Origin of the sequence: Chitinophaga qingshengii (assembly GCF_014529935.1) — a bacterium.
Taxonomy (GTDB): Bacteria; Bacteroidota; Bacteroidia; order Chitinophagales; family Chitinophagaceae; genus Chitinophaga; species Chitinophaga qingshengii.
Genome location: NZ_JACVFC010000001.1, coordinates 1,778,866 through 1,792,817, shown reverse-complemented (window position 1 = coordinate 1,792,817; position 13,952 = coordinate 1,778,866). Strand labels below are relative to the sequence as shown.

17 protein-coding genes are annotated in these 13,952 nt (G+C 48.5%); 9 read left to right on the top strand and 8 right to left on the bottom strand.

Annotation, left to right across the window (positions count from 1 at the left end; translation table 11 throughout):
* Nucleotides 1-4 precede the first annotated feature (4 nt).
* Nucleotides 5-433 (top strand): HvfX family Cu-binding RiPP maturation protein, encoded by a 429-nt coding sequence (locus ICL07_RS06770; protein ID WP_188087159.1) that lies wholly within the window; start codon nucleotides 5-7, stop codon nucleotides 431-433.
* On the opposite strand, the gene ICL07_RS06765 is transcribed toward ICL07_RS06770, so the two are convergent.
* Nucleotides 430-1,179 carry an NAD(P)H-dependent oxidoreductase gene (locus ICL07_RS06765; protein ID WP_188087158.1) on the bottom strand — a complete coding sequence of 250 codons (750 nt, stop codon included), beginning with the start codon at nucleotides 1,177-1,179 and terminating at the stop codon, nucleotides 430-432. The two genes, ICL07_RS06770 and ICL07_RS06765, sit on opposite strands and share 4 nt — an antisense overlap.
* Before the next feature lie 109 nt (nucleotides 1,180-1,288).
* On the opposite strand from ICL07_RS06765, the gene ICL07_RS06760 reads away from it, so the two are divergent.
* Nucleotides 1,289-2,143: an AraC family transcriptional regulator gene (locus ICL07_RS06760; protein ID WP_188087157.1), complete on the top strand. Its 855-nt coding sequence runs from the start codon at nucleotides 1,289-1,291 to the stop codon at nucleotides 2,141-2,143.
* Here ICL07_RS06760 and ICL07_RS06755 read toward each other — a convergent pair whose 3' ends face one another.
* Entirely contained in the window at nucleotides 2,144-2,569 is a 426-nt protein-coding gene (locus tag ICL07_RS06755) for a response regulator (protein WP_188087156.1), read from the bottom strand.
* Between the two features lie 177 nt (nucleotides 2,570-2,746).
* Between ICL07_RS06755 and ICL07_RS06750 the strand changes: the two genes are divergently transcribed.
* Entirely contained in the window at nucleotides 2,747-3,157 is a 411-nt protein-coding gene (locus tag ICL07_RS06750) for a PepSY-like domain-containing protein (RefSeq protein ID WP_188087155.1), read from the top strand.
* A 169-nt stretch (nucleotides 3,158-3,326) separates the two neighbouring features.
* Entirely contained in the window at nucleotides 3,327-3,866 is a 540-nt protein-coding gene (locus tag ICL07_RS06745; RefSeq protein ID WP_188087154.1) for a hypothetical protein, read from the top strand.
* A 196-nt stretch (nucleotides 3,867-4,062) separates the two neighbouring features.
* On the opposite strand, the gene ICL07_RS06740 is transcribed toward ICL07_RS06745, so the two are convergent.
* From ICL07_RS06740 to ICL07_RS06725, 4 genes are all read right to left on the bottom strand, one after another.
* Nucleotides 4,063-4,452: a group III truncated hemoglobin gene (locus ICL07_RS06740; protein ID WP_188087153.1), complete on the bottom strand. Its 390-nt coding sequence runs from the start codon at nucleotides 4,450-4,452 to the stop codon at nucleotides 4,063-4,065.
* Between the two features lie 155 nt (nucleotides 4,453-4,607).
* Entirely contained in the window at nucleotides 4,608-5,903 is a 1,296-nt protein-coding gene (locus ICL07_RS06735) for a hypothetical protein (protein ID WP_188087152.1), read from the bottom strand.
* Nucleotides 5,904-6,054: 151 nt separating this feature from the next.
* The gene (locus ICL07_RS06730) at nucleotides 6,055-7,440 is read right to left on the bottom strand and encodes a glycoside hydrolase family 28 protein (RefSeq protein WP_188087151.1); all 1,386 of its coding nucleotides are present in this window, start codon (nucleotides 7,438-7,440) and stop codon (nucleotides 6,055-6,057) included.
* Between the two features lie 129 nt (nucleotides 7,441-7,569).
* Nucleotides 7,570-8,202: a DUF6000 family protein gene (locus ICL07_RS06725; RefSeq protein ID WP_188087150.1), complete on the bottom strand. Its 633-nt coding sequence runs from the start codon at nucleotides 8,200-8,202 to the stop codon at nucleotides 7,570-7,572.
* Nucleotides 8,203-8,311: 109 nt separating this feature from the next.
* Between ICL07_RS06725 and ICL07_RS06720 the strand changes: the two genes are divergently transcribed.
* The 5 genes from ICL07_RS06720 to ICL07_RS06700 all read left to right on the top strand — a co-directional run bounded on the left by ICL07_RS06720 (nucleotide 8,312) and on the right by ICL07_RS06700 (nucleotide 12,495).
* Nucleotides 8,312-8,806, top strand: coding sequence for a hypothetical protein (locus ICL07_RS06720; protein WP_188087149.1), 495 nt, complete (start codon nucleotides 8,312-8,314; stop codon nucleotides 8,804-8,806).
* Nucleotides 8,807-8,903: 97 nt separating this feature from the next.
* Nucleotides 8,904-10,106 carry an acyltransferase family protein gene (locus tag ICL07_RS06715; RefSeq protein WP_188087148.1) on the top strand — a complete coding sequence of 401 codons (1,203 nt, stop codon included), beginning with the start codon at nucleotides 8,904-8,906 and terminating at the stop codon, nucleotides 10,104-10,106.
* Complete coding sequence (locus ICL07_RS06710; protein ID WP_188087147.1) at nucleotides 10,103-11,149, top strand: sensor histidine kinase; 1,047 nt, start codon at nucleotides 10,103-10,105, stop codon at nucleotides 11,147-11,149. Before ICL07_RS06715 ends, ICL07_RS06710 begins: the two co-directional genes overlap by 4 nt.
* The gene (locus tag ICL07_RS06705) at nucleotides 11,146-11,856 is read left to right on the top strand and encodes a LytR/AlgR family response regulator transcription factor (protein ID WP_188087146.1); all 711 of its coding nucleotides are present in this window, start codon (nucleotides 11,146-11,148) and stop codon (nucleotides 11,854-11,856) included. The genes ICL07_RS06710 and ICL07_RS06705 overlap by 4 nt, the downstream gene beginning before the upstream one ends.
* A 66-nt stretch (nucleotides 11,857-11,922) precedes the next feature.
* Nucleotides 11,923-12,495, top strand: coding sequence for a DUF4142 domain-containing protein (locus tag ICL07_RS06700; protein WP_188087145.1), 573 nt, complete (start codon nucleotides 11,923-11,925; stop codon nucleotides 12,493-12,495).
* 13 nt (nucleotides 12,496-12,508) lie between these two features.
* Here the strand turns inward: ICL07_RS06700 and ICL07_RS06695 are convergent, their stop codons facing one another.
* Nucleotides 12,509-13,000, bottom strand: a complete 492-nt coding sequence (locus ICL07_RS06695) for a YdeI/OmpD-associated family protein (RefSeq protein WP_188087144.1) — start codon at nucleotides 12,998-13,000, stop codon at nucleotides 12,509-12,511.
* Nucleotides 13,001-13,027: 27 nt separating this feature from the next.
* Complete coding sequence (locus tag ICL07_RS06690) at nucleotides 13,028-13,855, bottom strand: alpha/beta fold hydrolase (protein WP_188087143.1); 828 nt, start codon at nucleotides 13,853-13,855, stop codon at nucleotides 13,028-13,030.
* Nucleotides 13,856-13,952 lie beyond the last annotated feature (97 nt).

The window sequence follows — 13,952 nt, the reverse complement described above, 5'->3', positions numbered from 1 at the left end:
AACCATGCGCGCTTACGCTTCCTACGCACGCCGCCTGTCGGCGCTCAAAGACATTCCTCTGCTATTACTCCGGCTGGTGCTGGCCTATGGTTATTTTGAACCTGCCCGGCTGAAATGGCAGGATATACACGGTATCGGCGACTGGTTTGCCCAACTACATATTCCTGTGCCTTACGTAAGCGCCTATGTGGTAGCTATCACCGAATCGGCAGGCGTGATATTGCTCACGCTGGGACTTTGGGTACGGTATATCACGCTGCCGCTGATGTTCAGCATGGTGGTGGCTATTATCACCGTGCATTGGGCCAACGGCTTCGAGGCCGGCAATAATGGTTTTGAGATCCCGCTATACTATATCCTCATGTTATTTACCCTGCTGGTGTACGGCAGCGGCAAAGCGGGGCTGGACGCCCTGTTGGAGCGCTCCCGTTAGTCTGCCAGGTGCAGGGCAAACCCATGCTTATTGGCTGTCAGATGTGGCGGCAATATTCCATTTTCATCATAATCTGTTTTACCGTTCCGGAAGGGAATGGGCGCTGTGTCTGGGATGCTGATCAGGCGCTGTTCCAGCTCCCGGCGGATGAGGGCAAACCGTTCCGGGGTCACCTGGTTGGCATCGTTGACCACAAACGGTGGCAGCGGGGCGGCGCCTGCATACCAGAATACGCCGTGGTGTACCGGGAACATCAGGTCTTCAATAGCGCCGCTGATGCCGTAAGGGCTCAGCTGTTGGGCAGAAGCGCCGGCAGTGATCATCAACATCGCTTTTTTACCAGCCAGGGTGCCGTTACCATAACGGCTACCGGTACCGTAACCAAAGCCATTGGCAAAGGTCCGGTCTATCCACCCTTTGAGGATGGCGGGTAAACCGAACCACCACAGGGGGAACTGGAACAGGATCACGTCTGCCCATTTCAGCTTTTCCTGTTCGGCGGTGATATCTGGGGATTGCTGGTTGCTGAGGAACGCTTTTTTAGAGACTGCGCTGTAGTACAGCCGCTCACCGGCAGGGAGATAAGGGAAGTCCTGTCTGCCGGCTGAAGCCTCCCATTGCTGTTGATAAAGGTCTGTTACCACTACTTCATGACCCTGGCTTTGCAGTATGTCAACCGCAGCGTTTTTCAGCGAAGCGTTCAGTGAACGGGGATCGGGGTGCGCTAATATGATCAGTACTTTCATTTGTTGATATTGTAGGGTATTGTTATTTTTGATAACGTAAAATTGTACAATTTGAACGGTTGTTTCATTGTATTATTTTTCGTTTTTTTTGTAACAAACCGATCATACCATGGCCAGGGAGAGTATTCATCAGCCCTTTGAAATCGTAGAAATCAGGACGGACAGCTGTCCGCTGGCAACGCACGGGCATAATTTCTTTGAGCTGGTATACATTGTGGAGGGTACTGGCCGGCAAACCATCAACAACAATCAATTCCGCTATAGTAAAGGGCATTTGTTCCTGGTAACGCCGGAAGACGTTCATCTGTTGGAAGTAGAGGAGGAAACGCATTTTTTCTTTCTCCGGTTCAACAGGATATACCTGCAAAACCAGGAGGCCGCTTTGTTATACACGCAGGAATGGACGCGCCGGATGGAATTTATCCTGGCGCATGCCAGCCACCGGCCGGGGTGTATTGTTAGTTATGCGCCGGACAAGCAGTTGATACCGGCTATTGTGGCCGGGCTGATACAGGAGCAGGCAGGCAGGCCGTTATATCACAATGAAGTGGTCCGTCAGCTGGTGAATACGCTGATTACAGTGGTAGCGCGTAACATTGCCATGAAGCTGCCCGCGCAGCTGGGAGATCATACGGCCACACCGGTACTGGATATCATCGGTTATATACAGGAAAATATCTATTCTCCGCCAGCTTTAAGGGCGGCAGTCATCGCCCGGCATTTTCATATTTCACAGAGTTATCTGGGGAGATATTTTAAAAAGCATACCAACGAAAATCTGCAGGATTATATCACCAACTACAAACTAAAACTGGTGGAGACGCGGTTAAAACACAGCGATCTCCGGATTAACGAAATCGCTGCTGAGCTGAGCTTTACCGATGAAAGCCATTTAACCCGGCTGTTCAGGAAGCACCGGGGTATGAACCCTTCTGCTTTTCGCAGACAATTTATGCCGGACTGATCAGCTGGCGATGGGGAAAGAATAATTACCGAGACTGCAATCGCGGAATTGCTGCATGATCTCCAGTCCTTCTTCGTAGGTATCCGGTTTAATAACGAAGGCTTCTGCCCCCAGGTTAATACATTGCTGTTTCTGTATTTCATTGAGGAAGGTAGAGTAAATGATGACCCGGATATTGTGGTAACGGGTATGTTGTTTCAGCAATTCCAGTGTTTGCGTGCCCGTAAGGCGGGGCATGTTAAGGTCCAGAATAATCAGGGCCGGCAGCGGTTTTTCCAGTAATGCGTCCAGATACTCTAATGCTACTACGCCATCCGGCACAAAATGAATATGTTCTGAAAATGCCAGCTCCTTGCACATCATTTCCATAATAAAAACATCTTCGGGGTCATCGTCGGCTATAAGAATCTGCGGATATGTCTGCATAACAGGATAAAGGTTTGTTAAAATTTTCTCTGCAAAGGCGATGCCCATCCTCTTTCCTCGCATTTAACGGGTATAGGCCTATGGGTTTGTCCGTACCCGGCAACAAAGTGAGGAAGAATATCGGCGGCACAGAAAGAAAACAGAAACGGGTTGTAGGTTGCCGTTAAAACACAGGTTATGTATAAGTATCTTTTGCTGGCCGTTATGGCCACCGGTATCACGGCGAGAGCGGCAGCACAGGTAAAAGTGCCTGCGGCCGCTAAAGCTGCATTTGAAAAAGCCTATCCCGATGTTAAACAGGTGAAGTGGGAAAAGGAAGGGGATGCACTGGAAGCAGGTTTCATGCATCAGGGCAAACATATGTCCGTGGTGTATAGCCAAACGGGAGCGTTACAGGAAACAGAGGAAACCATTGCTGTATCGGCCCTGCCGGCGGCGGTAACCAATTATGTGAAGGAACATTACAAAGGCGTCCGTATTGCAGAAGCGGCAAAGATTACAAAGGCCAATGGAGAAGTGAATTATGAAGCGGAAGTCCACAAAAAAGATATCCTGTTTGATGCTCATGGCAGACTACTAAAGTATTAACGAACAACATACATGAGCAAAGTGGGAAGGGCTGGTGCGTTGCTATGATGGGCAGCGCACCTTTTTTATGGTGGCAACGGAATCGCCTGTATTTCGCGCAATCGTTGGCTGGCAAAGCATTTCCAAACTGGCACTACCTTTGTCTTTATCATAATAAAATCACGCTATCATGAAAAAGCTGTTATTTTTTGCTTTACTGATAATGAGTGTCTTAGTGGTTAACAGGCCTGTGCAGGCCCAGGTAAGACTGAATGTCAATGTGAATATCGGTAACCAGCCGGTATGGGGACCGGTAGGGTATGATTATGCACAGTATTATTATTTCCCGGACATTGATGTGTATTATGATATTCCCCGGGGCGAATATGTTTATTTAAACGGAAACAGCTGGCGTTATTCGCCCGCGTTACCTAACAGGTATCATTTTGATGTGTACCGGGGATATAAGGTGGTGGTGAACGAACCGCAGCCCTGGCTGCATCCGGATGTATACAGAAGCAGGTATGCCCGTTATAAAGGACCGGGCTGGTATGGAAAGCAGGATATTATCCGCGATAGCAGAGACAGTAAGTACTATGTGGTAAAAGGGCATCCGATGTATGGTAAGGGGAATAACGGAAATGGCCGTGGCCGTGGAAATGACAATGACCGGGGACACGATAACGGTAACAGAGGCCGTGGCCATGGTCGCGGGCATAACGATAGATAATAACCGTAAATCCATCGTGAGAATTGGATAAATGGCCGGTCAAAGCTACCCCCCGGTGCTTTGCCGGCCATTGTTGTTTACAGCCGGCAACTACCGGTCAGTGATTTTTCGGTGCCGATAGCACGGGGAAAGAAAACGATGGTGTTTTCATTGATTTCCATCTTAAAATGTTTTATAGGTATACAGGTTGTGATGGCTACCGTAGTGGTGGCTGGCCCTGATAATATTCGATTTTGGAAAGGAACATCTGCGCCATTTTTTCGCCGCGCCAGCAAGCTTCGTCGGCTTTGGCTCCGGTAAAATGAGCGTACACCGTTTCGCGGAAAAGCTGTACCCATCGCTCAAAATGTACCAGGTTGACCGGCAGGGTAGCATGCGGATGGAAAGGCGCGCCGTGATAGGTGTGACTGTCCAGTAGTACTGTGTCCCAGAAACGATACATTTTTTCCAGGTGTTCCGGCCAGCGGTCCTGCAAAAGATTGTTGAAAATAGGCCCCAGCAGATCATCTTCCCGCACTTTGCCGTAGAAATTATCCACCAGTAGTTGAATGTCTGTTATATGAGTAATGTCTTTTGTACCGGTCATGAATAAATACTTTTTTGTCCTTAATTAAACGTCGGGTGAACGACGCCTGCAAGGATGCTGCAACAAAAGTAAGTATTCTTATTTTAATAAAAGACTAAAATATCTTTTATTTGGGTGAAAATTACGGCGCCAGCCATGGGCGCCGTTTTGACAGACTATTGTTTTTTCAGGGAATATCCGCCACCGGTATTTTTCTCCAGTGTATAACCTTTGTTCAGTTCCAGTTTCCAACCCTGGCCCGTCACGATCTGCTCCGTGAAAGTCTGTGGCAGGCCAACAACCACCTTGTCCCATCCGGTAGAAATCAGGCCACCTTCAGTAACGGTCAGAATACCCCAGGTATCGGAGATGCGCATGGTGGGGTACACAGTACCGTGACCATCTATCGGCACAATGTTACTGGGATTAAAGCCGATGTTCATATTTATAAAACGAAGTTCTGTATGAGGTAGTGTGACGAATAGTTTGGTGTAAGCGGCAATTTGTTCCTGCATTTTCTTTTCCCTGGCTGTTTCCACAAGGATAATGCTATCGCCGTCGTATGCTTTTGAAAAGGTCATAGCAGCCGTTTTTACGTCCGCCGGAATGGATAACCCAAACGCCTGTACGAAAAGTGGCGTCAACTGTGTCTGGCTGTTGATGTTCCGGTTCCATCCTGGTTGGATTTGGGAAAGCAGGTAGCCATACATGGGAGTGGTTTGGTACGCAAACGACCGTACGAAAGTAGCGTTGTAGCGCACAAAATTGTCTACGTTTTTGTTGAAATGGGTAATGGAAGCAGCCCTGTCACGGTTGCATACCATCATGCCGGTAAACTCGGCGATGCCTTCATTGAGTTCCAGCGTATTTTCAGTTGAATCGGCACCAGGATACAATTGATAACGGTAATGGCGGAACGTTAATGCATGTAACAGGTGTTGCTGCCGGACCGCTTTTTTGTCGGCCGCAATAGCCTGTAACAACGCTGCAAGTTCGAGTTGCAGATAAACCCGTCCGTCTTTTTTATCTAGGTGATTGTTGACCGGACTATTTGCTGTGAAGTGAAGCGCCGGTTGCGCGCGATGGAACAGCTCATGGGCCACAAGGTTAATACGCTCGTCGCGGTTGGTAGGCAACGGTAGCATGACCATAGCCCATTGGCGGCCTTCCCAGTAGAGCGATGTATTGGCGATATTGATTTTTTTAGGTAACGTGCCCGTATAAACGTTGCCCTGCTTTTGCAGATCACCGGCACTATCCGGCAGGTTGGCATACAACTCCCGCGTAGCCGGATTTACCAGCAGCATAGGCCCGTAAAGGTCCATACCCCAAAGACGCTGTTGCTTTTTGGTAGCAGCGGCAGTTTCCTGAAAGGTCTGCTGTATCTGCGTAACGAGGGAGTCCGACTGTTGACATAAGGCTTGGGTGGCGGTGCTACTCAGTAACAGGCCGGCCAGATAAATAGTTTTCATTGCTGCGAGGGTAATGAGGGTGAATTTAACCGTTAATTTACAGTAAAAACCTGGTAATAACAGTGCCTCCCATCTTAATACCGGGAGCCTTCCCGGATACGGCTAATAACGGTTTTGCCAGCCATTGACAAAATTTGTTGCTCATAAAAAGCTATGGGTGAACGATGGTAGCGGTAACGCCGTTGAGCTGACAGCGGGTGGCATCAAAGCTGGTCACGTCATCCAGCACAAAAGCGGGCCTGGCATCGGGTTCCTGCGTTTGTACCTGCACATCTTCAAAAGAGATGTTTTTAGCGTGACGGATATAAAACGCTGATGCCGGCAGGATGGAGTTAAACATCCGGTTTTCCGGGTAGGCAGGTATGTTTTCCGGTACTGACTTATTAAAACCTGGCTGCACACCACCCGGCGCCAGGATGCGTACATGGCTGATGCTCACGTTTTCCACCAGGTGGCCGGGGATACCGGTAATGCTGGAAGAAAGGCGACTGCTGCTGCTGGCGATGATATGACTGATGATCACGTTTTTGAGTGTACTGACGGTATTTCCTGGTCCTTTTCGGCGGTCGCCCAGCCGGATGAAAATGGGTGTTTGTATATCCTGCATGGTAACGCCGGAAATCACGACCCGGTCCATACAGCCGCCGTCCACTACTTCCAGCGCGATACCGGAGATAACGGTGGTATCCGCAGTGATGCCCATCCAGGGGAAGGTTTTTTTCCAGTGGCGGCGGTTGTCTTCCGACGCTTTATGAATAGTGATATTGCTGACTGCAATGTTTTTGAAGCCGCTGTGGGAGCCGGTACCAAACTTCAGCGCATTGCAGTTGCTGCGCAGTACGCAGTTGCTGATACTGATATTTTCACAGGAGGCATTCGGTTCGCTTTTGAGGCAGAGGGCATCATCGTCGGTATCAATGTAGCAGTCGGCGATAATAACATTGGTGCTGCCGCTGATATCGATGCCGTCGTTGTTGAAGTTGCCATGACTGTATATTTTTAACGCCCGCAGACTTACATCGTCACAGCCTTCATATTTCTGTACCCAGTAAGCGGAGTTGCGGATATGAAGGTCTTTTACATCAATATGCCGGCAATTGATAAAATGCAGCAGCATGGGGCGGATAGCGCCTGTTTTACTGTCATCTCCCAGCTGGAAAACGGGATGATCGCCCTGGCCATCGATGGTGCCTTCGCCGGCGATGGTGATATTGGCTGCGTTATCCGCGAATAGCAGGGCAGGAGCGCCACCCTGACCGGGTTTGGGATAGCGGGCCATATCGGCGATACCGGTAAGCGTAGCGCCAAATTCCAGGTAGATACGGATATCGGAAGATAATGTCAGCGGCCCGGTCAGGTAGTTGCCTGCGGGGATCAGCAGGGTGCCCTGGCGGCAGTCGTGGATAGCCTGTTGAATGATAGCGGTATTGTCGGTCCGGCCGTCTCCTTTGGCACCCCGGTCGGCAATATTAATGGTAAGGGCGAAAGCGGAATGCAGCCATAAGGCTGCCAGTAATGTTAAAAAGCCTGTTTTCATAACGGAATCTTTATTTTATCGTGATGGTCAACACCATCCGTGTAAAAATATAAAACTGCGTTATAATATACTATAGCGGTAGGAAGAATGTCACCGGGCCTGTATCGGTACAAAGCCCGGTAATAGGAATCAATTTCGCAGGTGTTGAATAACGGCCAGCTGTTCTTCCAGGTATTGCAGGGAGAGGCCGAAAGAGTGCAGCCATTGCTGGCGGAGCCTTTCCCAGTGGGGGAAATGCTGACTGGTGAGATTGGTGCCATTGATGGCATCCAGGTAGAGGGATGCTTCCATGGCGGATTGCTGATCGAAATGAAGATCCGGTCTTTTCAGGTAGTAATGAAGATACTTATCGAGGTAAGTCACACTTTGGCTGTTGTTGAAGCTGGCCAGTACAAGGGTGTACATACTGCCTACACAACATAGTTCACTTTTAAGGAAATGAGTGCCAATTACATCTACCAGGTCTGTGTAGTGGTTGACGGCGGCAAAATAAGCGCCCACTTTCCGGGTCCGCCAGTTAAAATCGCCCAGTAATAAAGTTGTCAAGTCATACGTAATAAGCGATTTTACCCTGTGGAAAGGTTCTATCCATTCGTCATTCCCGGAACCGACATTCATATAGTAGGGCTTAACCCATTGTTGGAGGATGGAAGTGGGTAACTCAAAGCCATTTTCATGCGAAGGCAGGCTGGCAAAGGGTGATTGGTGTTTGATAATAGCCCCGGCCGCGTGCAGTTCGGCCATATTCTGCAAGTCATTCATGGTATAGGATAGCTTAATTGAGGGTAATTTACAGGTATTGTACTAAAATAACAAGTGAAAATACGTAGCTATTTTCCGTACTTTTACGTATGTCCCTGTACGTAGTGTCATGAAAGAACCCATTGTAATTAATACTGAAATGGCCTCAGGGTGGCAGTGGCTGAATAAGCTGGTTACCTGGATATTACCAACGGTAATTGTCGCCATCGCAGTGATTATCGTCAACGAATTAGCTTTGGAAGATCTTATTATTCCACTCTTTTTGCTGGGCGTCGCCTGTGTGGTATTTGTATGTTTGAATTTTACCACTGGCATGCGGATAGCAGATGGCCGGCTAACGGTGGTGTATGTACGCTTTTTTATGGAGCGGGAGTGCAGTTATGCGCTCCGTGAGGTAGTGCTGGAAGTACGGCAGTATGAGGGATCTTACCCTGGTATGTTTGCCGCAGCAAAATTACCCATCGGAACGCCCCCAAAACACTACTGGTTACAGGTTGTGATGAATGGGGAACTGAAATGGCACCTGGATAGCCGCCGCGGCATCAGTAAAGAACAGATGGTTCAGTTTGTACGGGATTTTGCTGCTGCCCGGGCAGGTTATTGACCCCGGTTTGCCTATTGACCATCTTAAACTGTCCACACGTCAAATATCTTTTACCATGGCTTTGCTGGCGGGTAGGTTTGTATAAAATCTGAACTTTATGCACACCACTTCCCGACAAACTTACCTGGACTGGCTACGTATCATTGCCATTCTGGGGGTTTTGTTTTTTCACTCCGCCATGCCTTATGTAGCCGAATGGGGATGGCATATCAAAAACAACGCTACCAGTCACGTTTTACTGGAAATGAATGATTTTTTGCACCGGTTCAGGATGCCGTTGTTGTTTTTTATTTCCGGCACGGTGAGTTATTACATGCTGCAAAGTCGTAGCGGCAGCGGATTTCTGGGCCTGCGCTTCCGGCGCCTGTTTATTCCCCTGCTATTGGGGATATTGGTAATTGTGCCGCCACAGGTGTACATGGAGAGGGTGACACAGGGCTACCAGGGTAACTTCTGGCAATTTTACGCAGCAATGTTCCGCAGCGGCATCTATCCTACAGGTAATATGAGTTGGCATCACCTGTGGTTCATCCTCTACCTGTTGATATACGATATCCTCTGTGCGCCATTGTTTGTCTGGTGGTCATCTCCCGAAGGGAAGAAATGGCTGCAAAAACTGGATATACTGGCGACAGGTAAATGGATATACGGGCTCATATTACCCAGTGTGATCTCTCATGCTTTCCTGGCACGTATGTATTGGGAAACAAACGATTTAATTCATGACTATGCTTATTTCCCTTACTGGCTGCTGTTCCTGGTGGCGGGCTTTATCTGTATCGCCCATCCCCGGTTAATGGACAGCCTGGAGCGTAACCGCCGCAGTTCTTTTACCCTGGCATTTGTGAGCATTATAATCATTAACTATTTCCGGTGGAATGGCCTGGAGCCTCAACATGGCTGGCAGGGGTGGTCTGGTTGGGCGTATACCGCCCTGGCTACTGCCAGTGCCTGGATGTGGGTGTTTGCCATTGTAGGATATGGTAAAAGGTACCTGAACCGGAAAAGCAGGGTGCTGACTTATGCCAATGAAGCAGTGTATCCGTTTTACATCCTGCATCAGACGGTGATTGTGATATTAACCTTTTACCTGGCTAACCTGCAGGAGGATATCGGATTGAAGTTTATTTTTACGGTATTGGTCACTTTCATGATAAGTATGAGTATCTTCCATGTGTTGATCCGGCCTTATGGGCTGATGCGGCTTCTGTTCGGCATGAAACCTGCTGCCAAACGGCCCGGAACAAACACCAACGCCACTCAACCGGCTTTACCGCAACCCGTAATACCGCTGACATGAAGTTTTTCCGGAGATATATTTTCCCTGCGTTGTACGGTCTGTTGGCGTATTTCACCATTCGCCTGCTGACCGACAGCGTGTCGGGCATGCGGTTCTGGCAACGTTCCTGGACGTTGAACGGCATAGAGATGGCGTTTAGCGTGATGATGGGGTATGTGTTTATTTATGCCTATCACCGTTTGTTTGCCTACTATGATCAACGCTGGCAGGACCAGTTCCCCACCAAAAGGATCAGGCAGGAGCTGCTTGGCGTATTCCTGATCAATTTGCTGGTACAGAACATATTCATGACTCCGATGGTAGCATTAACGGATGACGGCCTGCAATTTTTTGACCTCATAGATGTCAACATCATCCCCTTGTTTTACGCTTTTATTTATTACGGTGTAAAAAGGAGCCATGCTTATATGCAAGCATATATCCATAACCGGATGCAGCTGGAAAAAATTACTACCGACAAACTGGAGACAGAACTGAAATTCCTGCGTGCACAATACCATCCGCATTTTCTGTTCAATGCACTGAACACGATTTATTTTCAGATGGATGATGATGTGGTAGCAGCCAAAAAAACAGTGGAACAGTTTGCCGATTTACTACGGTACCAGCTATACGATCAACAGGAAACAGTAAATATCAGCCAGGAGATACAGTATATGCAGCAGTTTATTGATTTGCAGAAGATCCGCTCCTCTACCAGATTACAGCTGCAACTTCATTTCGATGAGCAACTGAAGGAGGAAAAAGTATATCCGTTACTGTTTCTGCCACTGGTAGAAAATGCCTTTAAATATATGGGGGGAGATTATCTGTTGCAAGTGGAGCTGCGCAAAGAAGGTGCTGACATTTATTTTTTTGTACAGAATTCCATCCCGGAAACAACACCGGAAATAGCGGGATTGGCAGTTGCGCGGGAAAAAGGCATAGGGCTGGAGAACCTGCAACGGCGGCTGGAACTTTTGTATCCGGGCAAACACCGGTTGATGGCCGGTATCCGGGAACAACAATTCGTAGCGGAACTAAAACTTACATTACCCACATGAACCCAGTAAAAATACGTTGTGTGATCACGGACGATGAACCATTGGCCTCCAAAGGCATGATGGGCTACGCTGCCAAAACAGGCTTCCTGGAAGTGGTGGCCGTTTGTGAAGATGCGGTACAACTGAATACGGTATTAAAACAACAGCCGGTCGACCTGTTGCTGCTGGATATAGAGATGCCCTATATTTCCGGTATCGAGTTTTTGAAAAATTATCCTAACCCGCCGAAGGTAATTTTTACTACTGCCTATGAACGGTATGCTATGCAGGGTTTCGAGCTGGATGTATTAGACTATCTGCTGAAGCCGATATCCTTTGAACGTTTCCTGAAGGCGGCGAATAAAGCCTATGATTTTTTTGCCGCGCGGCAAACGGCCGTATCGCCTTATTTTTTTATCCGGTCAGATAAGAAACTGGAGAAGGTGTTATACCAGGATATTCTTTTTGCAGAAGCATTGGAAAACTACGTGGCCGTATATACGACGGAAAAAAAGATACTGACCCATGCTACCTTAAAATCAGTGACAGAGATGTTACCGGCACAGCAATTTATACAACCGCACAAGTCGTATGTGGTGAACATACAGCATATCAGCGCCATTGAAGGGAATGTATTACACATGGGTTCGTTCCAGGTCCCCATCAGCAAATATCAGAAAGAAGCCATATTGGAAAAGATTGTCAACAACCGCTTGCCGAAGAAGTAAATGTAGCCGCAGAACTTGTTATAACTGGCACCGCAATTGAGGCTCTTTTTTTCTAAAGCGATGATCATGAAAAAACTTTGTATCCCTGTGCTGGCATTGATGCTGATGGCTTGCGGGCAGCAACACAAACCAGAACAGGAGCGTGTTGGCGATAGTACACGAACGGGCCGAACCAATGTTGAACCGGTAGATGAACGGAGTTTCCTGGGCCGTATGGCCAACTCCGATCTCAAAGAAATCAAATTAGGGGAACTGGCTTCACAACATGCGAAAGATGCGCGGGTGAAAAAATTCGGGGAGGATATCGTAAAGGAACGGACGGCTTCTACTTTGCAGCTCCAGGAAATCGCACACCGGCAGGGACTGACACTGGCGCCGGAACTGTCCAGGGATGATCAGGATGAAATAGGTCTGTTACGGGAAAGAGACGACATGGACAGAATGTATATTAAGAGAATGGTACATGAACAAAAAAGGACAGCAGACAGACTGGCCCAATACACAAATGCAAAGGATACCGCCATCAGTTCTTATGCGAAGAGGATGTTGCCCATTGTAAATGCACGGGGCGATGAAGCCAATAAGATACTGGAAGACATGCGCAAACAGATGAATAACCGCGATATCTCCCATGATTAATGGCAGTGACAGGCTATTTTATTTTTGTGCCCAGATAACTCCTGCCTGCGGCCAGGTGATTAATGGCATCTGCCATGCGTTGTATCCTGGCTTCCGGCACGGATACCTCCATCAGCCATTGCAGGCATTTTTCCTGCTCCGCCTGCGGCATAGCCTGAAAGGCTTGCAGCGCCTCCGGCTCATCACGCAGACATTCCAGGAAATCGTCGGGAATGATTTCCCGGGTTTGTTGACCTGCCGTATATAATATTAACCTTACGTGGTCGCCCGCTTCTTTTTTTATTTGTTTACGGATCGCTGCTTTTACCGGCAACATCATCACTCCTTTTTTAAAAGGCATGAGGTTGCAGGGTGGTAGTTCGTATTGGTCGATAAAGCCACGTACCTTCCGCATACCGAAGTAGCCCTGCCCTTTAGGCATATCAGGAAGGCGGATGAAAGTCCATCCGCCTTTACCGTCGAAACGTTCGAGTAACAGGTCCTGGTCAATCAGTGGTGTTTCCATAGCTGATAATGACCGGCAAGATAGCGCTTACTGCAGAAAATTTATTACGATACGGTTAAAATCTTCGGGAAGCTCTACATTGGACAGATGTACCGCGGGCAACATTACCAGGCGGGAACCTTTGATCGCAGCGGCCAATTGTTCGCTGTGTTCCGGCAGGGTAACAGTATCGTATTTGCCGCCGATAATTAATGTATGACGGCCGATAAGGGATATGGTGTTGCGGAGATCTCCATCCCGCACAGCGGCGAAAGAACCTGCCAGTCCCACCGGCGATGTAGCCAATACCATTTCGCGGAACGGTTGTATCCTGGGATCTTCAGCGGTAATCAGTGCTGCCGGGAACCAGTTATGGATAAAGGACCGGGCAAATGCCTGCATGTCCGGCGCTTCCCGGAGTGAGCGGATGTTGTTATTAAAACCATCCTGCGGGCCGAGATAGGGCGCAGTGTGCGCCAGTATGAGCCGGTCAATTCGTTCTGGAGCGTGAATAGCCAGGTATTGCGCGATATAGCCACCTAGTGACAATCCCATAAAATGCACCCGGTCCAGGCCCAGGTGATCCAGCAGTTCGATAACATCCAGCGCCATCCGGTTAATGGAATAGTCGCCATCCGGTGCGGAGGAGGAACCGTTGCCACGGGTATCAAAACGCAGTATCCTGAAATGCGGCGTAAAGGCATCTATTTGTATATCCCACATATGATAGCTGGTAGCGATAGAATTGGACAGTACCAGTACGGGTTTATCTTCCTGACCGTCTATCCGGTAGGCGATGCGCACCCCGTCGCCGGTGATAAAATATTGTTGTTGGCCTGTTGTAGTTGTTGTGGCAGTAAGGGTTTCGTTAGTCATCTCTCTGAAATTTTTGTTTGAATGATCCGTCAAAATTAGCACCGGCAGCAGGGGGCACAAGGGTACATTCCAGGGTTTGTTCGGTATATTTAAAGGT

Coding starts and splice junctions, on each gene's coding strand:
- ICL07_RS06770 (WP_188087159.1), top strand. CDS start 5: ATGCGCGCTTACGCTTCCTACGCACGCCGCCTGTCGGCGCTCAAAGAC.
- ICL07_RS06765 (WP_188087158.1), bottom strand. CDS start 1,179: ATGAAAGTACTGATCATATTAGCGCACCCCGATCCCCGTTCACTGAAC.
- ICL07_RS06760 (WP_188087157.1), top strand. CDS start 1,289: ATGGCCAGGGAGAGTATTCATCAGCCCTTTGAAATCGTAGAAATCAGG.
- ICL07_RS06755 (WP_188087156.1), bottom strand. CDS start 2,569: ATGCAGACATATCCGCAGATTCTTATAGCCGACGATGACCCCGAAGAT.
- ICL07_RS06750 (WP_188087155.1), top strand. CDS start 2,747: ATGTATAAGTATCTTTTGCTGGCCGTTATGGCCACCGGTATCACGGCG.
- ICL07_RS06745 (WP_188087154.1), top strand. CDS start 3,327: ATGAAAAAGCTGTTATTTTTTGCTTTACTGATAATGAGTGTCTTAGTG.
- ICL07_RS06740 (WP_188087153.1), bottom strand. CDS start 4,452: ATGACCGGTACAAAAGACATTACTCATATAACAGACATTCAACTACTG.
- ICL07_RS06735 (WP_188087152.1), bottom strand. CDS start 5,903: ATGAAAACTATTTATCTGGCCGGCCTGTTACTGAGTAGCACCGCCACC.
- ICL07_RS06730 (WP_188087151.1), bottom strand. CDS start 7,440: ATGAAAACAGGCTTTTTAACATTACTGGCAGCCTTATGGCTGCATTCC.
- ICL07_RS06725 (WP_188087150.1), bottom strand. CDS start 8,202: ATGAATGACTTGCAGAATATGGCCGAACTGCACGCGGCCGGGGCTATT.
- ICL07_RS06720 (WP_188087149.1), top strand. CDS start 8,312: ATGAAAGAACCCATTGTAATTAATACTGAAATGGCCTCAGGGTGGCAG.
- ICL07_RS06715 (WP_188087148.1), top strand. CDS start 8,904: ATGCACACCACTTCCCGACAAACTTACCTGGACTGGCTACGTATCATT.
- ICL07_RS06710 (WP_188087147.1), top strand. CDS start 10,103: ATGAAGTTTTTCCGGAGATATATTTTCCCTGCGTTGTACGGTCTGTTG.
- ICL07_RS06705 (WP_188087146.1), top strand. CDS start 11,146: ATGAACCCAGTAAAAATACGTTGTGTGATCACGGACGATGAACCATTG.
- ICL07_RS06700 (WP_188087145.1), top strand. CDS start 11,923: ATGAAAAAACTTTGTATCCCTGTGCTGGCATTGATGCTGATGGCTTGC.
- ICL07_RS06695 (WP_188087144.1), bottom strand. CDS start 13,000: ATGGAAACACCACTGATTGACCAGGACCTGTTACTCGAACGTTTCGAC.
- ICL07_RS06690 (WP_188087143.1), bottom strand. CDS start 13,855: ATGACTAACGAAACCCTTACTGCCACAACAACTACAACAGGCCAACAA.